Here is a 23,553-nt window from a genome sequence, read left to right on the forward strand (position 1 = left end):
CACCCACGCGGCGTGCATGTCTCGTGGAAACGGTCAGGAAAGGACAACCAACCCGCCCGGCAAACTACGTGCGTTCAGATCGAAGGTCCGCTGCAACTGCGCCACGGCGACGTCAAGCAGCGTGATATCGAAACTACCGCTGACCGGCTGATTCGCCAGCGATGCATTCATCAGTACCACCCGCCCGCGACGATATCGGTTGATCTCCTCGATGACGTCATTCAAGGGGGTCTGGCGGAAGACCAGCATGCCTTTTCGCCACGCCGACACGTCCGCGACTGCGACACGCTTCACGCGCCCCACGGAAGCGTCGTCATACACCGTCTGGTCACCCGCGCGTAACACGTGGCGCCCCGCCGGATGCTCGACGCTCACCGTACCGTCGACGCACGTGACGCACACGCCGCTGGTGAGCCGGCGCACTTCGAAGCGCCCTGCACTCGCCTGACTGCGCCCGGCACCCGCAACTACAACAAAGGGCGTGGGGCTCGCGGCAACGTCCACCGCAGCCTCCCCCGACAACAGGCGAATGCCGACGGTCGCGTTACCCGTCGTTTCCCGGCGAATGCTGGTATCCGTGTTGAGCGTGACGCTGACGGTCGATGCGACCTGAATCGAGCGCTGCTCGCCGGTCGCCGTACGAAAGTCCGCGCCCCACGTCGAGGGGGCGGGCCAGAGACCTGCGGGGGGATGGAACACGGCGAAGCCGGTCACGGCAGCGGCACTCACCGCCGCGCCGAGAAACGCCCGGCGGCCAACGCTCGGCCCCTGTAATGCACGAGCGTGCTGCCGGGACGCTTCGGGATTTCCGTGCAGTACCTCGCGCGCGGCGGGCCTGATCAACGCCCACTCCCGCTTTGCCGCGCTGAAGGCGCTCTGGTGGGCCGGGCTGGTGTGCAGCCAGCGTTTGAAAGCGTCGGCGTCCCACGACGTCACATCGCCTGAGCCGAGGCGGCGCAGCCACGTCCACGCCTGACGCTCAAGCTCGTCGGGCGTGGGCGGACGGCGGTCATCACGTGCGCTCATGCGATTCCCCTCACGCCCTTGCCATCCATGACGGACAGGGCTTTCGCAGGCGAACGGCGGGGGGTGGAAGGTTTCGGGTCATAGGTAAGGACGAACGCGCCCCCCACATAACCGCAGAATATTTTCATCATCGGTCTTTCCGGGCGATCAGATGATCGTGTGCCCGCTTCAGATCGGACTCGACCGTGCGCAGCGAAACGCCGAGCCGCCGGGCCACTTCCTTTTGCTCCAGGCCGTCCCAATGGACCATCAGCACGACCTGACGCCGCCGCCGGGGCATGCGGTCGATGATCTGACGCATCGCCGTCATTCGGGAGCGCGCCTCGACCACTTGCTCCGGCCCGGGGGCGGGATCGGCCATGTCCATGAGTTCCGCGACCTCGTCGAACGACAGCGAACGCCCCTGACGCCGCTGGATGTCGACCGCGATATTGAGGGCGATGCGCAGCAGATAGCCTGCCGGACTTTGAATCTGCTCGGCGTCTTCACGGCTGTGCATGCGTAGCCATGTGTCCTGCAAGGCATCGCCGGCGAGATCCCCGTTGCCGAGCAATCGCGTCATGCGGGACTTGAGCGTGGTGTAGTGCTTGGTGAGGTAGTCCACCAGCACCATCGGCGGCGTATCGTCGCTCATGAGCCGGCCCTGCCCCCTGCGGCGGCGTCGCACGGCAGGCCAAACTCGGCGTCACGCGGGAGCAGCAGCAGGGTGACCGGCTGCGGCATGTCGTTCGGGGGTGCGGCGTCCATGCGGATGTCGCGCAGCGTTTCCAGCACAGCGGTGTCCCGGCGAGTGTCGCCGGTCGATCCGATGAGGCGTGGCCGCTCGACGTGGCCGGCCGCATCCAGTTGAAAACGCAGCACGGCACGATAGCGCCCGGGGGCGGTCAACGGGTTCGCGCAGAGCGCCTGCCAGACACGTGTCTGCACGAGACCGGGATAGCCGGTGCGATCGCCCAGCCCATTGGCGACCGGCGCAGCGACCGAATCGCTTGCCGCCTTGAGGATGAACGCGCTGCTTTGCCCCATGTCGAATCTTTCGGCGCTCAGGCCCGTGCCTTCCAGCAACAGGTGCAGGGCGGCCTCGGGCGAATACCGGCCGCGAACGGCCGTGGAGATTTGTCCCGTCACAATTTCACTGCGATAGAGCGCAGGCTGACGCGCGACGGCACCATAGCGCTGTAACGCGTCGTTCAAGGGCTGGGCAGGGATATCGAAGTCGAAGTGCGGTTCGCCGGTCTGCACAGGCATCGCTGCCGTTGGGGAACTCGCCTGCGCTGCGCTCGTGACGGCCGGAAAGCCCAGACCGAACGCGCATCCTGCCAGCGCAAGCCCACTGAGCGATGCCGGGATGCCTGTCATCTTCTATCGCGCGATCGTCCGTATTCCATGAAGTCGAGTCGCCTCGACCCCATGGCAAGTACGGATCAGGCTACCGGTCGAACGTGAAATTTCCATGACAATTGATACATCACGTCGCAGTCCTGATCGTCAGATAGCCGAATTTTTGAATTCTGTCGCCGAGCGGGTCGGCCGAGTCAGTTCAAACTGCGCTGTGTGTGGCGATGTTGCAGTACTGCCCTTTGAAATACAGCAACGGCTGCGTAGCGGCAGCCGCTTGTTGGTCTAGCGCTTTCACTTCACCGATCACGATCAGGTGGTCACCGGCGGCGTGCTCGGCGTAGATTTTGCAATCCAGCCAGTGGAGGCTGCCGGCGATGACCGGATTGCCTAGCGGCGATTCCTGCCAGTCGACGCCGAGCCACTTGTCGGTGCCTCGGCGGGCGAATTGATTGGAAATTGCGACTTGCTCGCCCGACAGGATATTGACCGCGAACCGTCCTGCCTGCCGAATCTTGGGATAGCTGGCCGAACTGGCCATCACGCTGAACGACACCAGCGGCGGGCTCACCGATACGCTATAAAACGACTGGCAGGTGAAGCCAATCGGCTCGCCATCGACGTGCGAAGTAACCACCGTGATGCCGGATGCGTAGTGCCCGAGCGCTTCACGAAAGCGCAATGGCTCGATAGCAGTGCTGGAAAGAGACATGGTGCTGACTAAATACTGGGTGATGCTCGATCAACGCAAACCAACTCGCTGGCGGTGCCTCTCGATCAGGTTCGATCAGAGACAACGCCTTGCGGGCTGGCTCGCGCTCCGGCTTCAGATCGGAAGCCGCTGACAATCAGTTCGAGAGTTCTCGACGGACGATTTCTGCGCCTGCGCTCAGTGCACTCAGCTTGCCTCGTGCGACGTTACGGGACAGCGGTGCCATGCCGCAGTTGGTGCACGGATAGAGCTTGTCGGCATCGACGAACTGAAGCGCCTTTCGCAACGTAGCGGCGACTTCCTCCGGCGTTTCGATGGTATCGCTTGCCACGTCGATAGCTCCGACCATCACCTTCTTGCCCCGAATGAGTTCAATGAGGTCGATGGGAACATGCGAGTTGTGGCATTCCAGCGAGACGATATCGATGTTGGATTTTTGCAGCTTGGGGAAAGCTTCTTCGTACTGGCGCCACTCCGACCCCAGCGTCTTTTTCCAATCCGTATTGGCCTTGATGCCGTAGCCATAGCAAATGTGGACGGCAGTTTCGCACTTGAGCCCTTCGATTGCGCGCTCCAGCGTGGCAACGCCCCACTCATTCACCTCATCGAAGAAGACATTGAAGGCAGGCTCGTCGAATTGAATGATATCGACGCCGGCAGCTTCCAGTTCCTTGGCTTCCTGATTCAGAATCTTGGCGAATTCCCAAGCCAGCTTTTCGCGGCTCTTGTAGTGATCGTCGTAAAGCGTGTCGATCATCGTCATCGGCCCCGGCAGCGCCCATTTGATGGGTTGCTTGGTTTGCTGACGCAAGAACTTGGCATCCTCGACAAATACCGGCTTTTGGCGAGCCACAGCCCCAACAACCGTCGGCACGCTCGCGTCATAGCGATCACGAATTCTGACGGTCTGACGGTTTTCGAAATCGACGCCGCTGAGGTGTTCGATAAACGTCGTCACAAAATGCTGACGCGTTTGCTCACCGTCACTGACGATATCGATGCCCGCGTGTTGTTGCTCTTGCAAAGACAAGCGCAGCGCATCTCGCTTGCCTTCGACCAATTCCTCATCCTGCAACTTCCACGGCGACCAAAGTTTCTCGGGTTGCGCAAGCCAGGAAGGTTTCGGCAAGCTGCCGGCAGTCGACGTCGGTAACAGTTTTTTCATGGTGGATGATCTTGCGTTATTGATGAATCAAATAGCGTAGTTAGCGGACCACTGTTCAAGAACCGTCTGGTATGGCTTGATGAAATTCTCTTCAACAAACCTTCCCTGCTCGACAGCCAGACGGCTACGTTCTTCTCGGTCGTACACAATTCGCGTCAGCGAAAAGTCCTCGTGCTTCAGACTCGGCTGATAGGATTCCCCTGCCGCGGAATTGGCGTTGTAAATCTCGGGCCGGTAAATCTTCTGGAAGGTATCCATCGTGCTGATGGTGCCGATAAGCTCAAGACTGCTGTAATCAGCAAGCAGATCGCCAGAGAAATAGAAAGCCAAAGGCGCGACGCTGCCCGGCGGCATGAAGTAGCGAACCTTCAGCCCCATCTTCTTGAAGTATTCGTCGGTCAGGGAGTATTCGTCCTGGAGGTATTCAATACCCAAGACAGGATGCTGGTTAGCGGTCCGGCGATAGGTTCTGCTGCTCGACACGCTCAGACAGATAACGGGCGGCTTGTTGAAATTGCCTTTGTAAGCACTCGAATTCACAAAGTACTTGAACAACTTCCCGTGCAGATCGCCAAAGTCCTCCGGCGCACTGAACTTCGGCTGACGCTTGTTGTGTTCCAGCAGCCGCACACTGAAGTCGTAGTCCCGCACGTAGGACGAGAAGTTATTCCCTGCGATTCCCTCGATACGCTCGCCAGTCTTTCGATCGACGATATTCGTCTTCAGTATCTCGATCAGCGGGAGCGACGTCCCGTTGATTTCGCCATCGATACTCATCTCGACGGAAATGATCTCGAGATTGACGGTATAGCGATCACCTTTAGGGTTATCCCAATGCGCCAGGGCATTGAAACGATTGTCGATCATCCTGAACGTGTTACGCAGATTCTCCCGCCGGCTGCTGCCTCTGGCGAGGTTGGCAAAGTTGGTCGTGATGCGCGTATTGTCCGAAGGGTGATAGTCCTCGTCGAAGCAAATGCTCTTGATGGCAAATGTGAAATCGTTACTCATTGCGATTAATACCCTAATTTCCGAGAGATAGCCTGCGCTGGCTTCGTGCGTCTTCAGCGCTTCCCAATGGATGCTGAACGGCGAGTTCAGGACTCAATGGCGGAGTCGTCGTCTCCGTAGAACTTCACGCCAAACTGGATACGTTCGCGCCCGCTCTCGACGCGGTGACGGTTCGTATCGCGCAGCGAATAGACGCAGCCGCAGTACTCCTGCTGGTAGAAGTTCTCGCGCTTGCTGATCTCGATCATGCGAGCCGAGCCGCCGCCTTTGCGCCAGTTGTATTCCCAGTACAGGATGTCGGGATAGTGCGACGCCGCCCGCACGCCGCAATCGTTGATCTGCTGCATGTTCTTCCAGCGCGAGATCCCCAGCGAACTGGTGATGACCGGAAAGCCATGCTCATGGGCATATAGCGCGGTGCGCTCGAAGCGCATGTCAAAGCACATCGTGCAGCGCACGCCGCGCTCCGGTTCGTTCTCCATGCCTTTGGCACGTTCGAACCAGTTATCGCGGTCGTAGTCAGCGTCGACAAAGGGAATGCCGAACGTTTCCGCAAAACGGATGTTCTCGTTCTTGCGAAGTTCGTATTCCTTGAGTGGATGGATGTTCGGGTTGTAGAAGAAGATCGTGAAGTCGATGCCGGAGGCCTGCATCGCTTCCATCACTTCACCCGAGCAAGGCGCGCAGCACGAGTGCAACAGCACTTTCTGGTGCCCGCCGGGTAATGCCAATGGCTTGCGTTCGATCGCGGACGCCACAAGAAACCTCGCTGAAATACGCCCGCGTTCGCTGGACTAGGAGGCTCGAATTATGGTGTCCGACCGGGGATCATGAAAATGGATAAGTTCTCATGTTCTTATGAGCTTCGCTCATGGAGGCCGCTGCCGCGCGGTATCAGGTCACGACAGGATGCTTCGCTTGCTCGATGAAGGCACGCAGGTAATCGATCTCCATATCCGCCTCGCGCGCGCCCAGATAGATGTGTTTGGCGATGCCGTTCTTGCCCAGCCGGACGGGCACCACATCCATCGTGTCCGCGTATTCCAGCACCAGCCAGCGTGGCAGCGCAGCCACGCCACGGCCGCTGGCCACCATCTGAAGCATGATGTCGGTGGTCTCGATCGGCTTATGCCGCTTGGGCGTGATGCCGGCGGGCGTAAGGAACATGCTGTAGATATCCAGACGGTCGACCGGCACCGGGTAGGTCACCAGCACCTCATTGGTCAGTTGCTTGGGCTTGATGTATTCCTCGTTGGCGAGCTTGTGGTTGCCCGCAACAACCAAGACTTGCTCGTAATCGAACACCGGCTCGAAGACGAGGCCGGGTTTGTCCAGCGGATCGGGCGTGACCAACAGGTCGATCTCGTAACCGAACAGTGCGCCGATACCACCGAACTGGAATTTTTGTTTGACGTCGACATCCACATCCGGCCACGCGGCCAAATAGGGCGACACAACTTTCAGCAGCCACTGGTAGCAAGGGTGACATTCCATGCCGATGCGCAAGGCGCCTCGCTCACCTTGGGCGAACTGCCGCAAGCGCTCCTCGGCCAGACTCAACTGCGGCAGCACCCGGTTGGCCACCGCCAGCAGATATTGGCCGGCCTGCGTCAGGCGCAGACCACGGCCTTCGCGCAGCCAGATGTCGGTGCCCAACTGCTGCTCCAACTTTTTCATGCTGTGGCTTAACGCCGACTGCGTCACATGCAGCACGCCCGCAGCAGCGGTCAGCGACCCCTGCTTCTCCACCTCTTGCACGATGGACAAATGAATACGATCAAGCATGATGAATGAGCAAATTTCATATTTTATTGAGATTGCGACATTCTAATTCATCATTAACGGGCTCGTGATCTGCCGATTGGCGGCTTGGGGGGCATCGAGGCCACCATTCGCTGAGTCGATACCGCGACACCAGAGTGACGCCTGTGTTTCAAGCGACGTGAGCGCTTTCCGACGCGTCTGAGCGCCCGAGACTCGAAAAGCAACTCAATAGAAGCGCAACGATGGCGATCAGCGCAAAGTGGAAACACATCACGCGATATGGCATGTCCCCACGCACCACGGCTTCTGGCAAATACATATGCAGGGAAGTGTTCAACACCGTACTCGCGACGAGAATCATCCCGAATGCCATGCAGAACACCATCAAAGGTATGTTCGCGCTCCGTAACCTGCGTGATTTAGGAGCGAGTCCAACGCCAACAATGAACAGCATCATGGCCGGTACAAACAAATGCGATGGATGCGCCATGGGGAAAACGTACCAGCCCCAGAAGCCCGGGTCTGATGCGGCGAGCAAGGCCCAGAGGTGCAGCGCGCACGATAGCGTCAGACAACTCACAGAAACGATGCGGCGCAAGGTCAGACGTTCGTGGGGTGCAGGGATGGCGTTGGCGTCCGAATCAATGCTGTTGTGCAGCAGAAGAATCGCCACGATGTACACGGGCAGATTCACGAATACGACGATCAAGTAGATCAGCCATGAAACCACCAGCGTCCACAACACGATCGTCCAGATAAACACCGGAAGCGCCCACGGCTTTCGCCATAGTAGTCCGATGCTTGCGACCAACAACCCCAAGTTTGCAAGGATCACAACAACTTCCAAGCACAACGCACGCCCCAGTGTCGTTCGAATGATCTCTGTTACATCGTGATCGTAAGCAAACCAGAAAATGAATGCCCGAATGAGCGATGTCAACGCTACCAGGATGGTGCCGCATGCGATGACGGGCACAGTGAATCCGTCACGAGCAAGAGGTCGAATGATCTTCGATTTCGATGCGTTTTCTTTAGTATTCCTCATCGAATATCGCGACTCATTCATTGCCCCTCTTGAACGGAAGCGACGGAGAATAGCACTTGATCGCGTGAATCTAGAGCCCCATAGTGCGTCGACTACGAGATTTGAGCGATTTCTGATGTTGGCTCAGGACGTCGTCCGCAAACGACGCCCCTCATGCATCTACCTGAACGGGCTACGGCATCACCCCGCCATCCCCAACACCAATTCACGATAAATATCGCGCGCCCCTTCCAGTTGATCGAGCGCGATGGATTCGTCAATCGTGTGAGCATCCTCCTCGTTACCAGGGCCCAGCCCAATGGTTGGAATGCCGCGCCGTCCTGCCGATTCCGAGCCGTTGGTGCAAAAGCGCCACGTGCCCAGACTCGGCGTGCGCCCTGCTGCCTGCACTGCCTGCGCGGCACTCGACACGAGCGCATGATCGTCGGCGATCTGCCAAGCCGGTAGCCACCGGAACGGCCGCGCACAACACCCAGTGAACGTGCGCACCTTGTCACCCGTCACCGCGAGCGTGAACCGATCCAGCCCTGCCGCGCGCAACCTTGCTTCGATTGCTGACAAAACATCTTGCGACGTCTCCCCCGGCAACGTGCGACGATCAAAGCGAATCGTCGTCGCGGTCGGGATCATCGAGATCGAAGGGTACGGCGTCGACACGATATCGGTCGGTACCAGCAACGCATCCCCCAGCGATGCGTGCGTCGGCAATTCAAGGTTTTGCAGCACGATCAACGCCTGCGCTGCCGCATGCAGTGGATTGACGCCGCATTCGGGCGACGCCGCATGTGCGGGCGTGCCCTCGAACGTCAGCAGAATCTCCATCCGCCCCTTCTGCCCAGACTTGATCTGAAGCTTCGACGGCTCGCAAATGACCACGGCCGCCGGTGAGCAGAGATCAAGCACGGAGGCCAGCGCAAACCCCTCCACCACCTCCTCCATCACGCTTGCAGACACCGCCACGCGCCGCGTCAGGCGTCCAGTGCGCGCCGCTTCCGCAACACCGCACAGTGCGGCGGCAATGCCACCTTTCATGTCCGTACTACCGCGCCCATACAGTCGGCCGTCCCGGATCTCACCGCCAAACGGCTCGGTCGTCCACTCGCCGACGACAGGCACAACGTCCATGTGACCGTCGAGGAGCAACGCGAGATCGGTATCTTCGGGGCCGACAATCCCGAGCACCGAGCCGTTATCGTCACGACGCACGTCGGTAAAGCCGAGCTCGCGCATGCGCCGCTCCACCAGCGCCGCCATGTTGCCTTCGTCTCCCGAGAGACTGGGCGTGCGCACCATTTCCTGTGTCAAAGCAATGACGTCGATCGTCATGAGTCCGGGTCCGAAATAAGAGGGGGTGACAGAAGAATCAACGATTGACCAGCTTCGCCGGCACGCGCAATACGAGGATGGCGCCGATAAACGCAAAGCTCGCGAGGAAGTACATGCCCCAGTCGGTCGAGCCCGTGCTGTCCTTGATCCAACCGATCGCATACGGGCTCACGAACGCGGCCAAGCCGGCGAACGCATTGATGCCCGCGATGCCCGCGGCGGCACTCCGGCCTTCCAGAAACGCCGTGGGCAAGCTCCAGAACAACGGCGAGCAGACCATGCAACCTGCCGCAGCGACCGACAACATCGCAACCGCCACCGTCGGGTTGTGACCGAACAGCGTCGACAGAATCAGCCCGATGCCACCCACGATGAACGGAATCACCATGTGCCAGCGGCGCTCACGCGTCTTGTCGGAATGACGGCACACCAGAATCATCGACACCACCGCGCAAGCATTCGGAATCGCCGTCAGCAAGCCAATCTCCAGCAGCGACGTCACACCGGTCGACTTGATGACCGAAGGCACCCAGAAAGCGAGGCCCGACAGACTCGACACCGTGCAATAGCAGATCAACGCCATATGCAGCACGCGACGGTCTTGCAGCAACTTCCACAGCGATACGTGCTCGACCTTCTCACGCGTCTCGGCGGCCACGTTGTGCGCAAGGCGTGACTTCTCCGCGTCGCTCAGCCAGCGCGCGTCGACAATGCGGTCATCGAGATAGGCCAGCACGGCGATGCCGAGAATCAACGAGGGCACCGCCTCGATGATGAACATCCACTGCCACCCGGCCATGCCGTGCCCCATGTGGAACGTCTGCATGATCCAGCCCGACAGCGGGCCACCGAGAATGCCGGCGAACGGTACGGCCGTCATGAAGATCGCTACGATCTGACCGCGTCGTGCCGACGGAAACCAGTACGTCAGATACAGGATGATGCCGGGGTAAAAGCCCGCCTCGGCGGCACCCAGCAAGAAGCGCAGCACGTAGAACTGCGTCGGCGTCTGTGCAAACGCCATCGCGGCCGAAATGAATCCCCACAGCACCATGATGCGAGCCAGCGTTTTTCTCGCGCCGATGCGATGCATCAACACGTTGCTGGGGACTTCGAACAGGAAATAGCCGATGAAGAAAATGCCCGCGCCGAGGCCGTACACCGTTTCGGAAAAGCCGAGGTCGTCGAGCATCTGAAGCTTGGCAAAGCCGACGTTCACGCGATCGAGAAATGCGGCCACATAGCAGAGCATCAGGAACGGCACGAGGCGCCACGCGACACGGCGGTACAGTGCATTATCAGAGGCGTCGCTCATGGCACGAGGGTCGGCATGGCTCGCGGAAATGCCCGCGAGATTGGCAGGGGGAGGTGCGTTTTTCATCATAGGCTCCAGCGCGAAAGATAACGTTACGTACTGTTGGCCAGGCGTGATGTGCCCGAAGACTTCGGCATAAGCTTCGGGCAACACGTTCCCCTGCGGGCCTGTCGGCCTGCATGCCTGATACGGGGGTTGAACATTCGGAAGAGGCCACGCGTTGCCTGACGCGCGCCTCGGGTGAGACGTTGCTACAACGTGCGCATTACCCTTGCGGTGCAACCGCGCCGCGACGTTCGACGATCATGCGATAGGCCTCCGGACGACGGTGCTTGGCAAAGTTGAATGTGGTGTTCTTGTACGAGTTGCAGAGGTCCAGATCGCAGCGCGCAATGGCGAGTTCGTCGCCCTTAGTCGAGCACGCCGCCACCACTTCGCCCGACGGCGCAATGATGCAGGTGCCGCCGATCATCTCGCAGCCCTCTTCCTTGCCCGCCTTTGCGACACCGACCACCCACGTGCCGTTCTGGTACGCACCGGCCTGCATCACGAGCTGGTTATGGAACATCGAAAGATCGTCATGCTCGGGCGCGGGCGGGTTATGCACCGGCGTGTTGTAGCCGAGCAGAATCATCTCGACGCCTTGCAGGCCCATCACGCGATACGTCTCCGACCAACGACGGTCATTGCACAGCGCCATGCCCATGACACCGCCGAAGCCACGCCATACGTCGAACGTCTCACCCGGCTCGAAGTAGTACTTCTCAAGATGCTGGAACGCCCGCCACGGCTCGTGTTCGGCATGGCCCGGCAGGTGGACCTTGCGGTACTTGCCGATGATGTTGCCGTCGGCCCCGACAAGAATCGACGTGTTGAAACGATGCGGCCGGCCAGCGTCGTCAAGCGCGATCTCGGCGTAACCCAGATAGAAACCGATACCGAGACGCTTGGCGGTATCGAACAATGCCTGCGTCTGCGGACCGGGCATCTCGCGCTCGTAGAAGGCGTCGATCTCGACCGGGTCTTCCATATACCAGCGCGGGAAAAACGTGGTGAGTGCCAGCTCCGGGAAGACGACAAGATTGCAGCCCATCGCATGGGCGTTGTGCAGGTGAGCGAGCAGACGCTCCATCACGTCGGCACGGGAATCGGCGCGCTGGATCGGCCCCAGCTGCGCGGCGGCGACGTTGACGATACGGGACATTACGTTATCTCCTTGATGAATCCTCGAACACCCGCGAGCACAATGGCCCGGGGCATCTTCGCTGTCATGCGCGGCATATCGCGCGCTACTTCAATCTGAATCTGAATCACAATCGGCATGCCGATCACGCGGCCAACTCGCACATCAACGCGAGCAGCATGTTGGCCCCGGCATCGATGTCGGCGTCGTGGGTAAATTCGGCCACGTTGTGCGACAGCCCCTTCACGCTGGGCACAAAAATCATGCCGGCCGGACACACCCGCGCAAGCATCTGCGCGTCGTGCCCGGCACCGCTGGGCAGTCGACGCACGGAGTGGCCACGCGCCTTGGCGAGCGATTCGACCCGCGCAACGATGCGCTCGTCGAATTGCACCGGCGCGAAATCAGCCAACGAACGCCGCGTGATGCACACGCCCTCTGCGTCAGCCAGCGCATCCGCCTTCTCGAACACACGGCGCACGGCCTCTTCCAGCGCATTGGCGTCGGTGTTGCGCAGGTCGAGCGTGAAGACCGCCCGGTTTGGGATCACGTTGACGAGGTTCGGCGAGAGCGTGACGTGGCCCACCGTGGCGAGTTGTCCGCCACCGATCTCGCGCGCCACTTCACGCGCGAACCGCGCTATCTCGAATGCGACGTAACCGGCGTCGTGACGCATGTGCATTGGTGTTGTGCCCGCGTGGTTCGAGACACCCTCAACGGTGAACTCGGTCCAGTGAATGCCCTGCACGCCCGTCACAGCACCGATGGTGATGCCCTCGTGCTCCAACACCGGACCTTGTTCGACATGAAGCTCGACGAAGGCGTGTACATCCGGTTGTCCGACAGGTTGCGGGCCGTCGTAACCGATGCGCGTCAGGTTCTCGCGCACGGACGTGCCGTCGATACCCACGGTATCGAGTGCGTCGTCGAGCGCCATGCCACCGGCGTAGACGAGGCTGCCCATCATGTCGGGCGAGAAGCGCGCGCCCTCTTCGTTCGTGAAGAACGCGACCGCCAGCGGACGTCGCGTCACAACCTCGGCGTCGTTAAGCGCGGCGATGACTTCCAGCCCCGCAAGCACGCCGAGGTTGCCGTCGTATCGCCCGCCGGTGCGCACCGTATCGATGTGCGAGCCAGTCATGACCGGCGGCCCATCCTCAAGACCGGCGCGCACACCGACCACGTTGCCGATGGCGTCGACCGTCACTGTCAGACCCAACTCCCGCATCCAGCCGGCAACCAGGTTGCGGCCTTCTCCGTCGGCGTCGGTCAGTGCGAGACGGCAACATCCGCCGCCGTCAATCGCGCCGACCTCCGCCAATGCGGTAATGCGCGAGAGCAAGCGCGGCAGAGAGATGCGCAGACCGGTGTGCAGGTTGTCGATCACGTCGGTGGGCGTTGCTGTGAATAACGTGCTCATGGTGCGGTCCGGCGTCACGCAGCTTGTTGCGCGATGCCTGCGGCCACGGCTTCGGCGGGCTTGCCGACGATTTTCTCGAACAGCACAGGATCGGTTGCCCCTTCGCTGCCGAACACCAGCACGCGGCTCGTTGCGTCGAGTCCCAAGGCGGCACGCGTCTCGGCGTCTGCGGCAGCACCAAGACAGCCCGCGAGGCCAGCCACCGCCGACTCACCCGCGACCATCGGGGCATCGCCGAAGCGGCCGTCCGCGAGAATGCGCATCGTCTCGAGTGCTGACTCGTCGTCGATGGTGAGGAATGCTTGTGCTCCCGGCGCGAGGATCTCCCATGCCAGCAGCGAAACCTCCCCGCACGCAAGACCGGCCATCACGGTATCGAGATCGCCGTGAACCGCCACCGGTTGGCCCGCACGCGCGCTTTCGAACAGGCATGCCGCCTTGTCCGGCTCGACCACGACGAAACGCGGACGCGCTTCGCCGGTGAGTTCGAGCGTCTCCCAGAAATGCGCCAGCACCGCCGCCGCGAGTCCACCGACACCGCCTTGCAGAAACACGTGCGTGGGCAGTTGGCCGGTCGCATCGCGGAACTGACGCAGCGCTTCGTCGGCCATGACGGCGTAGCCTTGCATCACGTCCTTCGGGACATCCATGTAACCGGGGTACGACGTATCCGAAACCACGAAGCGGCCAAAACGCGCGGCATCTTCCGCGGCCTGACGTACGGCATCGTCATAGTTACCGGCCGTGCGCACCACTTGCGCGCCGTAATGCGCAATCGCGTCGACGCGGCCCTGACTCACCGTGGCGTGCACGTAGATGACGCATTCGCAACCGAAGCGCTGGGCGCCCCATGCCACCGACCGGCCGTGGTTGCCGTCCGTCGCGCAGGTCACGCACAACGTGCGCGTCAGCTCGGCGAAACGCCCTGACAAGAGGTCTGCCACCGTGACACCCGTCTCGCCCGTGCGCGCTTCGATCTCGCGAATCAGCAGCCGGCTCACGGCATAAGCGCCGCCTAGTGCCTTGAAGCTGCCCAGACCGAAACGCCCGGCCTCGTCCTTGTAGCGAATCTGCGCTACGCCAGCAGCGCGGGCCAGACCACTCAACGACACCAACGGGGTGGTGGCATAGCCGGGCCAGCGCGTGATTTCTCGCGATGCCGTGGCGAACGCGTCACCGCCGAGAATCTCGCGGCGGGCATCGCCGTACGGTGCACCGGGCTGTTCCGCCGGGTTCACGAAGCGCTGCAAGCGCAGATTGGGAAGGGGGGGCGTCATACGTGTCTCCTCAGTCTTTGGATAGATGCTTGAGATCGCCGGATCGCTAGGGATCAAGCGCTCACCGCACGCCGGTCAGCGATGCAAATCACCGTAGTCGTCGTGCAGGCGTTCGATACGGGCAAGCCGCTCACGCGCGGCGTCGCCCAGTGCAATGCCGAGGCGGGTGCACAGGTGATTGATCAGGCTCATGGCAGCGATGTACGAGTCGAACATGCCGGCGGTGCGGTTCACGCAGCGCAGCACGACATCGCTGCGCGCTGGCAGTTCGGTGGCCGTCGGGTCGGTCAGGATCACCACCCGTGCGCCGACGCGGTTGGCATGCTCGACCATCGGGCGCAACAACGTCACGCGGCGACGGAAGTCCATCACGATCAGCACGTCGTCGGCGCTCAGGTCGGCGAGGTCTTCCGCCAGATTCAGGCCTGCGCCCGGCACCAGCAGAACGCCGTCGCGCACCTGCGTCAGCAGGGCCCACATGTACTGCGCCAGCACCCGACCGTTGCGGAAGCCGGCAATCGCGACACGACGGGCACCCGCAGCAATCTCGACCGCGCGGTCGATATCGCCCGCGTCGATGCGCTCGAAGGTGTGCGCAAGGTTTTGCAGGTCGGCGGCGAGATGGCTGCCCAGCGCCCCCTCAGGTGCGTTGGTCGAAGGCGCCGGTGCCGCAATGCCCGCCAGCGCGTAGAGCGGCGAGCCGTGGTCGGCGTCGTCGCGCATGCGGGTGCGAAGGTCGTTGAACGTTTCGTAGCCGAGCCGCCGGAAAAACCGGGCCGCCGATGCCTTCGAGACCTGCGCCATGTCGGCCAACTCGGTTGCGGAATAGGCCGCGAGCTGGGACAGATGCGCCAGCGTTACGTCGGCCAAGCGCTTCTCGCTCGGCGTGAAATCGTCTTGCAGTTGCAGGATGCGGTCTTGCAGCGTGCCGTTCATGGTGATGTCCAGTCGCCCGTCCGTTACCGGTGGGCGGAGGTTTGAGGGTTCCGGGAAGTTGCCACAACGCGCCGGTTGCGTCGCGTGTTTCAGTGACAATGTTTTTTTGGAACCGTTGTTTCAGTAAACTATGTATACGAAAACAAAGTGTCAAACGAAAAAAATAGATTTTTAGGGACGCCCTGCGCGAGGGTGTCGCAATCGCGCGATCCGGGACGAGTAGAATCCGCCTGTCGCAGCGTATGGTCGGCAATGGTCCCGGCCGCAGGCGACGCTTAACTGGCACGGGCATGGACATGAACATGAAGACAGCAATCGCGCTGGCGCTGACAGTGGCCGCGAGTTGGGCACACGCCGAGAAGATTGGCGACGTGAGCACGGCGTTCAAGTGGGTGGGACCGGATCACAAGATCGTGGTCGATGCATACGACGACCCGAAGGTGCGCGGCGTCACGTGCTACGTGTCGCGGGCGAAGACGGGTGGCGTGAAGGGCATGGTCGGGCTCGCGGAAGACAAGGCCGAGGCCTCGATCGCGTGCCGGCCGGTCGGGCCGATCACGTTTACCGGGCCGTTACCGAAGGAAGAGGAAGTTTTCTCGGAAAGCCTCTCGCCGCTGTTCAAGAAGCTGCGGATCGTGCGCATGGTCGACAAGGCGCGCAACACGCTGGTCTATCTGACCTACTCCGACAAACTGATCGACGGTTCGCCGCAAAACGCCGTCACGGCCGTGCCCGTGGATCGCGCGACGGTCATTCCGACAAAATGAGCCAGCCTTCGACCCTGACCTTCACCGCTACCACCCCCGCCGACGCCGACCTTCTGGTCGACATGCGGATTGCCGCAATGCGTGAAAGTCTGGAGCGCATCGGACGCTTCGATCCCGAGCGCGCCAGAGACCGCTTTCTCGCCTCATTCGATCCGGCGCTGTGCAAGTTCATCGAGATCGACGGCGTCCGCGTTGGCTTCGTACTCGTGCGCCCAGAGGCAGACCACTGGCGACTGAATCACCTTTACGTGCTTCCGGAACATCAGGGCAAGGGCATCGGCGCGCGCGTTCTGCAAGACCTGTTCAATCGTGCCGACGCGCAGCGCATGCCGATTCGTGTGGAGGCGTTGCGCGGCAGTGATTCCAACCGCTTTTACCAGCGGCATGGCTTTGTAAAAACGGAAGAATCGGAATGGGACATCGAGTACGTGCGTCTGGCATAGTCTTGCGACAGGTCATGACTCACCATCACGGGAGCGTACATGCAACTCGGGATCGACGAAGCCAAAGCACTCGCACGACGCGCCGCCATGGCGGCGGGCGCGAGCGCCCCGACCGCCACATCACTTGCCAATGCCACGGTTGCCGCTGAACTCGCGGGCCACGCGTCGGTAGGTTTCGCCCATCTGCCGGACTATCTCGAAGGCTTTGCTACCGGCCGTATCGCCAGTGCCGCGCAACCCGACATCAGCGCACCAATGCCGACCACCCTGCGTGTCGACGCGAAGACCGGCATTGCCCAACTCGGGTTCGATCTGGCGTTTCCCCGACTCGTGGAGAACGCAAAGCAATACGGTGTCGCGCTGTTCCTGCAAGCCAACAGCTATACCGTGGGCGAATTGAGCTATTACACGCGGCGACTGGCCGAGGCGGGACTCGTCTGTCTGGCAACGTCCAACGGCCCTGCGATGGTGACCACCGAGCAAAGCCGCCAGCCGGTATTCGGCACCAACCCGTTGTCATTTGCCGCACCGATCGACGGTGGACGCCCGCTCGTCGTCGATCAGGCCTCGAGTGCCACGGCGTTCGTCAACGTCCGCGAAGCCGCCGCACGCGGCGAGGCCATCCCCGAAGGCTGGGCATTGGACGCCACCGGTGCGCCGACGACGGATGCGCACGACGCGTTGACCGGCATGCTGCTGGCGTTTGGCGGTGCCCGCGGTGCCAACATCGCGTTGATCGTGGAAGTGCTGTCCGCAGGGCTGACCGGCGCGAACTGGTCGCTGGATGCCCCGTCGTTCCAACAGGGCGACGCATCACCGGGAGCCGGGTTGTTCATCGTCGCTATCGATCCGGCCGCGCTCGCGCCCGACTTGCCCGCGCGGCTGGCTGCGCACGCCGAACGCCTGTCCGCCAAGGGCATCTATCTTGCAGGGCGTAGCGCACCGCCGGATCACGTCACCATCTCGCCTTCGGTGCTTGCCGATATCGAACGCTTCGGCCGAGCCGCTAGGGCATAGGATCGTCAGGCGATCTAAAAAATGCCGAAGTCGTCATTGCTATCGGGAATCGCACACAGCAATTCCTCAAGCCCCTGCCATCGCAGTCCTTTGGCAATGCCTTCGAGAAGTCGGTAAGCGGTCGGCACCGAGGTCCGGCGTCGGCCTTCAGCGCGGGACTTCACCACGTACAGGCGCGTGGCGCATGTCATTGGGCAATATTGCATTTGATATCCCTTAAAGGACGCGACGAGGCTAACGCGCGTTGAAAGCCGACATCAACGCCGCCAACACATCGCGCAACTCGGTCGTGCCGAAGCGTCGCTCGCTACCGGCTTCAACATCGATTCTTCCGGCGTTCTGCGCGTCGAACGTATTCATCACGAGATTCGCGAGGTTCGTGTTCAGCCCTGCGCGTGCCAACACATTCGCCCACTCGCTGCGCGGCAACGCGAAGGCCGCGACGTCGCGCCCGCTGAGTTCGCTCAGTGTTCGCGCGACGTCCTCGGCGTGGTAACGACGCGGCCCCTCGACACTGACGACACGAGCGTCATGGCCATCATGGCCATCGAGCAAAAGCTGCGCGGCGACAACGCCGACATCCTTCGCAGCAACGGTCGGAAACGGCCGGTCGACAGGATGATGAAAGCTCGGCAGGCGCCCGGCGGACAACGCAACGAGCAACGTGCGCGCCCAGTTATGCATGTGCTCTGCCGAGCGCAGCAACGTGAGACGAGGCGCCACTTCCCGATACGCCGTCTCAAGCTCGCGAAACAGCATCGTGATCCCCGAGTCCGCATCGAGTTCTGCGCCATAGTCCGACAGCGCGAGTACATGCAGATGCGGGTACTCGCGCAATGTGCGCGCCGTCGTGCGAATCGTGTTGCGCATCGCGGCTTCAGGGTCCGCCTCACCGTGCGCCACCGGACACAGCAGTTGCACCGCAAGCGCGCCCTCAAGCGCGCGATGCAACGACGCTTCGTCATCGAGGTCGGCGGCCACCACCTCGCACCCCATGCGTTTGAATGCCTCGCGTTGCGCCGGATCTCTCACGACAGCACGCACGGCGTGGGCCGCCTGTCCGGCGTTCAACAGCGCCGCCACTGTCGAACGGCCGACGTTTCCTGATGCGCCAAAGATCACGTACATAGTGCCTCGCTCCTCATTCATGGATCTTGAGTCTACGAAGCCTCAAGCCAGAAAACTCGCACAGACGGATGTTTCCGAACACATTCGGATGACAACGTGAGCCCTCCATCGACGTGCGTCATGTCGCCACCAGCACGCCGCCTGAAATTGCAGGAGAATGCGACATCACGTCGTCCCATGGAAGGCATGCAATGACTGCAACTCGTGCAACTCACACTGTGTTGGCGCCGCACTCCGGCCAGCGAAAAAGCCTGCTGTCGAGCGCGTCGCTCGGGTGGTCGGGGTTTGGTGCGGACCTGTTCGGCGTCGCGGCAGGCGCGCACCGCATTCCCGGCATCGCGCATCACCGTGTCGGCGTGCACGTTGGGCGCCCCGTCAAGGCAGTGTGTCGATGCGAAGGCCCGCCCACGGCGCGCATTCAGTCCCACGGCGACACCGACGTGATTCCCGCCGGCATGCCGGGCGAATGGTCCGACGACAACGACTGCACGATCCTCACCGTCTGGTTCGCCGACGATTTTGTGCGGAACACTTACGACCAGCTCGGCCTCACGGCTTCCGAGGCGCAGATTCGGCCGCAGTTCCAGTGGCGCGACACACGCTTTCAGCAGATGGCGTGGGCGATGCGCGCCGAACTCGAAGCCAAAGACGCCTCCGATCCGCTCTACGCCGAAAGCCTGTGCACGGCGATGCTCGTGCGTCTGGCGGGGGCTGGGGTGGCCGACCGTCAGCAAGATCGCAAAACGCGCACACTCTCCGCTCGCGCCGCCTCGCGCGTCATCGACTATGTCGAAGCGCATCTCGACGAGCGCCTTTCATTGACAGAACTGGGCGCACTCGTCGACCTGAGCGTGCCGCATTTCAAAGTGCTGTTTCGCGAAACGATGGGCGTGCCCGTCCACCGCTATGTCGTGCAACGCCGCCTCGAACGGGCTAAGGCGCTGCTGATTGAAGGCCGGCTGAGCGTGAGTCAAATCGCGCTCGAAGCCGGCTTCTCTCATCAGAGCCATATGGCGACGTGGATGAAGCGGGAGCTTGGCGCTACGCCGCGCGATATCGCAGCGAGCGCCGCCACCTCACGCACGTCGTCCTTGCGAAGCGCGATCCAGCCAGCCGACTAGCAACAGCGCGACGGCAAACACGAGCGCAACGATGCACACGCCGCTCCATCCGGCCCATGCCCACGCGGCCCCAGAGAGTGCCGCACCGATCGCGCCGCCGACAAAGAAGATGCCGACGAAGAGCGCGTTCAACCGCCCACGCGCCGCAGGGTTAAGCAGGTTGACCGCGCGGCGTCCCAACGTCTGGTCGGTGATCACGCCCGCGTCGAGCGCTGCCGCCCCGGCGACCAGCATCGCCAACGCCAGCACGGGATGTGCCACCGGCGAGAAACCGCCCCATCCTGCGCCCGCGGCGCCGAGCATGAGTACGGCGGCAATCATCACGATGTGCGAAACGATCTGCGTCGCATGCCCTGCGCCACGGTCGCCGAGATACCCGGCAAGCGGCGTCACAATCGCCCCCGAGGCCCCCGCCAGTGCGAACACGGCGATACCCTGCATGCCGAGGGAGAACGGGGGCTGCGCGAGTCGCAATGCGATGGCCGTCCAGAACGCGCTGAACGCCCCCAGCGCGAGCGCCGCCTGCAAGGAGCGACGTTGCAATACAGGTTCAGTCCGCAATAGCGTCCAAAGCGAGCGGAGCAATGCCGGATAGCTCGCGCCGGTGTGCGGCGCGTGATTCGGCAACCGGAGGTACAGCACGACCGCGAGCAACGCGTCGGCGGCCGCCTCGATACCGAAGAACACACGCCACCCGAACGTGCCCGTAATCAGACTCGCCAGTGGACGCGACAACAAAATCCCGAGCATCAACCCGCTCATCACGTTGCCAATGGCCTGACCGCGCCGCTGCTCGGGCGCCATCGATGCCGCCATCGGCACCAGCATCTGTATCACGCTCGACGTCGCACCCGCGAGAAACACCGACGCCAGAAACACCCACCCCGAATGGGCCAGTGCAGACAGCGCCAGAAACGCCGCGCAGCACGTCAGCGTCACCACGATCAGGCGGCGATTCTCAAGCAAATCGCAGAGCGGCACGAGCAACAGCAGCCCTGCCGCATAGCCAAGCTGCGGCAACATCGCGATCAAGCCCGACAACCCTGCCGGTAAATTCAGCGCATGGCTCACCGGGCCTGTCAGCGGCTGCGCGGCGGACAAATTCAGGATGATGATGCCGACCGCTGCCGCGAAGAAAAGCGTCATTTGGCGGCTAAGTCCGACACCCGAGGGGGCGGCCGAGGGCGGTGGCGACACGGTTGACGGTAGCGGCGATGCCGTAGCGAAGTCGCGTGTACAGACGGAGGGGGGCTGAGTCATTTGGCGATTCCTGTGAGTCGGTCCGCCGATTGTAGGAACGCCAACGTTATGCCACAATTGAATTATGTTTATATTGATTATGCGAGTTTGTTTTGAACACACATGACTTGCAGGCCTTCGTCGCGGTGGTCGAAAGCGAATCGATGGTGCGGGCGTCGGAGAAGCTCTTTCTGACGCAGCCGGGTTTGACGCGTCGCGTCCAAAACCTCGAAAAGATGCTCGGCATCGAACTGCTCGACCGTCAGAGCAAACCGCTCAAGCCCACCGCCGCAGGCGAAGAGGTCTATCGGCTGGCGCGCACCGTATTGCGTGCCGTCGACGACCTGATGGCCGTGGCGTCCACCGATCGCGAGCCGACCGGTGAGTTCAATATCGGCGTACCGCCGTTTCTGTCCGAACTGGCGCTGGAGCAACCGATCGATCGGCTGCGCAGTGCCTTCCCAAAGCTGACACTTCGCGTGACGGCGGGCTGGTCGCCGGGCCTGTTGCAGAGCGTCGAGCGCGGCAAGCTGGACGCGGCTATCGTGCTGCTGCCCGAGCGTGCGGTGATGCCGGAAGGCCTGACGACGACGCTGCTCGCGCACAAACCTACGGTCGTGGTCGCGCCCCGCGCATTCGGTCTTGCCGATAAATCCGCGACGCTCGCCGAATTGGCAGGGCATCCATGGGTGCTCAATCAGGATGGCTGCGGCATGCGCTCGGCGCTCAGCCGTGCGATGTCGACTGCGGGGTTGCCCTTCAATGTGGCGGTCGAAGCCTTCGGTTCCGAATTGCAGTTGTCGCTGGTCGCGCGTGGTCTCGGCGTCGGCCTCGCCGCGCCGGAAGTACTCGCACGCAGCCCCTATGCCGACACGCTCGAAGTCATCGATGTACCGGAATTCAAAAGTGGACTGAACGTGTGGCTGGTACATGGCACGTTGCCGACCCGCCTCGTCCGCCCCGTCGCGCTGATACAGGATGCGCTGATCGCCGAGTTGGAAAAAGACGCCATCCAGAGAGTCAAAAAATCATGAGATTCGTCGTCGCAACGTACGGAACGGAAGGTGACACGCGCCCGCTGGCCATGCTGTGCCGGGCGTTGATGGACGCCGGTCACGAGGCCCGCCTGCTCGCCGACCACGCCACGCTCGACTTCCCGGCCAAGCTGGGAGTGCCTACCGTTGCGCTGGCCGGTGACATCAAAGGCACGCTCCGGCCTGAGCTTGCGATTGCCAACGTGGTGGCTACCCAGCGCGGCTTCTCCAGCATGGCGAGCGCACTGGCCCACATCGCCAATACGCACGCGCAGGCATGGCTGGAAACCATCGTCCGGGAAGGCGAAGGCTGTGACGCCGTCATCGTGTCGGGACTGGCCGCGTTTGTCGGACTCTCCGCAGCGGAGCATCTCGGCATCAAGGCCATCGGCACTGGCCTCATTCCGATCTCGCCCACGGCGGCATTCGCCTCGCCCTTCTTCCCGCCGAAATGGGTCCCGTCGTTCCTGAACCGAGCCAGTCAGAGCTTCGTGAATCAGATGCTCTGGCGGGCCTTCCGAAAGCAGACCAATGCCGCTCGCGCTGCCGTGTGCGGACTGCCGCCGAGGCAGGCGTTGTGGACGCAGCACCCGATGCTGTACGGCATCTCGCCCAGCCTCGTCCCACGTCCCACTGACTGGCCGGAAAACGCACAAATCTGCGGGCAATGGGTGTCGCCCTCCGCCGAATGGGTGGCCCCGCAGGCACTGACCGATTTCCTTGCGGCAGGCGAAGCGCCGATCTATGTCGGCTTCGGCAGCATGACGGGGTTCGACACCGAAAAACTGCTCGCAGAAACGGTCACCGCCGTGGCCGGTCGCAGAGCGCTGTTCTACCCGGGCTGGAGCGGTGCGAATACCTCTGGACTGCCATCTAATTTTCACGTGCTTGGCGACACGCCACACGACTGGCTGTTCCCGAAAACATCGCTCGTCATCCACCATGGCGGCGCCGGAACGTCACATTCGGCGACAGGTGCCGGTGTGCCCTCGGTGGTCGTGCCATTCGCTGGTGACCAGTGGTTCTGGGCCGATCGGTTGCGGCGTGCAGGCGTGGCGGATGAAGCCTTGAGCGGGCGGTCACTACGGGCCGCATCGCTGGCCAAGCGCCTCGAATTCGCTGAGCGCGCAACGACAAAGTCACGTGCGCAGGCACTGGGCGAACAGATGCGCTCGGAAGCCGGTTTGCGCAACGCGATCAACGCCATCGAGCGGCTGATGACGGCGTGATACTGACGGCTCACCACACGCCATCCGCCCATTTCTGGCACTCAGTCCACGCACTTT

The 23,553-nt window shown here is 62.0% G+C and carries 23 protein-coding genes; 6 read left to right on the plus strand and 17 right to left on the minus strand.

The features are described from left to right. Positions 1–33: 33 nt before the first annotated feature. The 15 genes from CDV46_RS16430 to CDV46_RS16500 all read right to left on the minus strand — a co-directional run bounded on the left by CDV46_RS16430 (position 34) and on the right by CDV46_RS16500 (position 15,518). Positions 34–1,026 (minus strand): FecR family protein, encoded by a 993-nt coding sequence (locus CDV46_RS16430; protein ID WP_087723664.1) that lies wholly within the window; start codon positions 1,024–1,026, stop codon positions 34–36. Between the two features lie 127 nt (positions 1,027–1,153). Beyond that, positions 1,154–1,660 carry an RNA polymerase sigma factor gene (locus CDV46_RS16435; protein WP_087689401.1) on the minus strand — a complete coding sequence of 169 codons (507 nt, stop codon included), beginning with the start codon at positions 1,658–1,660 and terminating at the stop codon, positions 1,154–1,156. Continuing rightward, positions 1,657–2,385: a TonB family protein gene (locus CDV46_RS16440; RefSeq protein WP_087723666.1), complete on the minus strand. Its 729-nt coding sequence runs from the start codon at positions 2,383–2,385 to the stop codon at positions 1,657–1,659. The genes CDV46_RS16435 and CDV46_RS16440 overlap by 4 nt, the downstream gene beginning before the upstream one ends. Before the next feature lie 181 nt (positions 2,386–2,566). Beyond that, positions 2,567–3,076 (minus strand): flavin reductase family protein, encoded by a 510-nt coding sequence (locus CDV46_RS16445; protein WP_087723668.1) that lies wholly within the window; start codon positions 3,074–3,076, stop codon positions 2,567–2,569. Positions 3,077–3,212: 136 nt separating this feature from the next. Continuing rightward, positions 3,213–4,241 (minus strand): methionine synthase, encoded by a 1,029-nt coding sequence (locus CDV46_RS16450; RefSeq protein ID WP_058377389.1) that lies wholly within the window; start codon positions 4,239–4,241, stop codon positions 3,213–3,215. A 27-nt stretch (positions 4,242–4,268) separates the two neighbouring features. Then, positions 4,269–5,252: a DUF1852 domain-containing protein gene (locus tag CDV46_RS16455; RefSeq protein WP_087723670.1), complete on the minus strand. Its 984-nt coding sequence runs from the start codon at positions 5,250–5,252 to the stop codon at positions 4,269–4,271. Between the two features lie 86 nt (positions 5,253–5,338). Beyond that, complete coding sequence (locus tag CDV46_RS16460; RefSeq protein WP_087723672.1) at positions 5,339–6,010, minus strand: epoxyqueuosine reductase QueH; 672 nt, start codon at positions 6,008–6,010, stop codon at positions 5,339–5,341. 136 nt (positions 6,011–6,146) lie between these two features. Further along, a complete protein-coding gene (locus CDV46_RS16465; RefSeq protein WP_087723674.1) occupies positions 6,147–7,037 on the minus strand; it encodes a LysR family transcriptional regulator in 891 nt (296 codons plus the stop codon). A gap of 148 nt (positions 7,038–7,185) precedes the next feature. Beyond that, on the minus strand, positions 7,186–8,082 hold the full coding sequence (locus CDV46_RS16470; RefSeq protein ID WP_140413400.1) for a hypothetical protein: 897 nt from the start codon (positions 8,080–8,082) through the stop codon (positions 7,186–7,188). 159 nt (positions 8,083–8,241) lie between these two features. Further along, positions 8,242–9,387, minus strand: coding sequence for a YgeY family selenium metabolism-linked hydrolase (locus tag CDV46_RS16475; protein WP_087723679.1), 1,146 nt, complete (start codon positions 9,385–9,387; stop codon positions 8,242–8,244). Positions 9,388–9,424: 37 nt separating this feature from the next. After that, the gene (locus tag CDV46_RS16480; RefSeq protein WP_170936036.1) at positions 9,425–10,768 is read right to left on the minus strand and encodes an MFS transporter; all 1,344 of its coding nucleotides are present in this window, start codon (positions 10,766–10,768) and stop codon (positions 9,425–9,427) included. 199 nt (positions 10,769–10,967) lie between these two features. After that, entirely contained in the window at positions 10,968–11,906 is a 939-nt protein-coding gene (locus CDV46_RS16485; protein ID WP_087723681.1) for an N-carbamoyl-D-amino-acid hydrolase, read from the minus strand. A gap of 124 nt (positions 11,907–12,030) precedes the next feature. Beyond that, positions 12,031–13,305 (minus strand): Zn-dependent hydrolase, encoded by a 1,275-nt coding sequence (locus CDV46_RS16490; RefSeq protein ID WP_087724141.1) that lies wholly within the window; start codon positions 13,303–13,305, stop codon positions 12,031–12,033. A gap of 14 nt (positions 13,306–13,319) precedes the next feature. Continuing rightward, entirely contained in the window at positions 13,320–14,582 is a 1,263-nt protein-coding gene (locus CDV46_RS16495; protein WP_087723683.1) for a diaminopropionate ammonia-lyase, read from the minus strand. A gap of 75 nt (positions 14,583–14,657) precedes the next feature. Next, the gene (locus CDV46_RS16500) at positions 14,658–15,518 is read right to left on the minus strand and encodes a MurR/RpiR family transcriptional regulator (RefSeq protein WP_087689420.1); all 861 of its coding nucleotides are present in this window, start codon (positions 15,516–15,518) and stop codon (positions 14,658–14,660) included. A gap of 302 nt (positions 15,519–15,820) precedes the next feature. On the opposite strand from CDV46_RS16500, the gene CDV46_RS16505 reads away from it, so the two are divergent. From CDV46_RS16505 to CDV46_RS16515, 3 genes are read left to right on the plus strand one after another with little or no spacing between them, the layout of a single operon-like run. Beyond that, on the plus strand, positions 15,821–16,285 hold the full coding sequence (locus CDV46_RS16505) for a CreA family protein (protein WP_087724143.1): 465 nt from the start codon (positions 15,821–15,823) through the stop codon (positions 16,283–16,285). Continuing rightward, on the plus strand, positions 16,282–16,728 hold the full coding sequence (locus CDV46_RS16510) for a GNAT family N-acetyltransferase (RefSeq protein ID WP_087723685.1): 447 nt from the start codon (positions 16,282–16,284) through the stop codon (positions 16,726–16,728). Before CDV46_RS16505 ends, CDV46_RS16510 begins: the two co-directional genes overlap by 4 nt. A gap of 39 nt (positions 16,729–16,767) precedes the next feature. After that, positions 16,768–17,745: an Ldh family oxidoreductase gene (locus CDV46_RS16515; protein ID WP_087689426.1), complete on the plus strand. Its 978-nt coding sequence runs from the start codon at positions 16,768–16,770 to the stop codon at positions 17,743–17,745. A gap of 234 nt (positions 17,746–17,979) precedes the next feature. On the opposite strand, the gene CDV46_RS16520 is transcribed toward CDV46_RS16515, so the two are convergent. Continuing rightward, positions 17,980–18,873, minus strand: coding sequence for an NmrA family NAD(P)-binding protein (locus CDV46_RS16520; protein ID WP_087723687.1), 894 nt, complete (start codon positions 18,871–18,873; stop codon positions 17,980–17,982). 191 nt (positions 18,874–19,064) lie between these two features. Between CDV46_RS16520 and CDV46_RS16525 the strand changes: the two genes are divergently transcribed. Further along, entirely contained in the window at positions 19,065–19,994 is a 930-nt protein-coding gene (locus tag CDV46_RS16525) for a helix-turn-helix domain-containing protein (RefSeq protein WP_087723689.1), read from the plus strand. On the opposite strand, the gene CDV46_RS16530 is transcribed toward CDV46_RS16525, so the two are convergent. After that, on the minus strand, positions 19,950–21,254 hold the full coding sequence (locus CDV46_RS16530; protein WP_087723691.1) for an MFS transporter: 1,305 nt from the start codon (positions 21,252–21,254) through the stop codon (positions 19,950–19,952). The two genes, CDV46_RS16525 and CDV46_RS16530, sit on opposite strands and share 45 nt — an antisense overlap. Positions 21,255–21,346: 92 nt before the next feature. Between CDV46_RS16530 and CDV46_RS16535 the strand changes: the two genes are divergently transcribed. Both CDV46_RS16535 and CDV46_RS16540 read left to right on the plus strand, forming a co-directional pair. Further along, positions 21,347–22,267, plus strand: coding sequence for a LysR family transcriptional regulator (locus tag CDV46_RS16535; RefSeq protein ID WP_087689436.1), 921 nt, complete (start codon positions 21,347–21,349; stop codon positions 22,265–22,267). Next, positions 22,264–23,496 carry a glycosyltransferase gene (locus tag CDV46_RS16540; RefSeq protein WP_087723693.1) on the plus strand — a complete coding sequence of 411 codons (1,233 nt, stop codon included), beginning with the start codon at positions 22,264–22,266 and terminating at the stop codon, positions 23,494–23,496. Before CDV46_RS16535 ends, CDV46_RS16540 begins: the two co-directional genes overlap by 4 nt. Positions 23,497–23,553 lie beyond the last annotated feature (57 nt).

The organism is Pandoraea sp. PE-S2T-3, assembly GCF_002179965.1.
GTDB lineage: Bacteria > Pseudomonadota > Gammaproteobacteria > Burkholderiales > Burkholderiaceae > Pandoraea.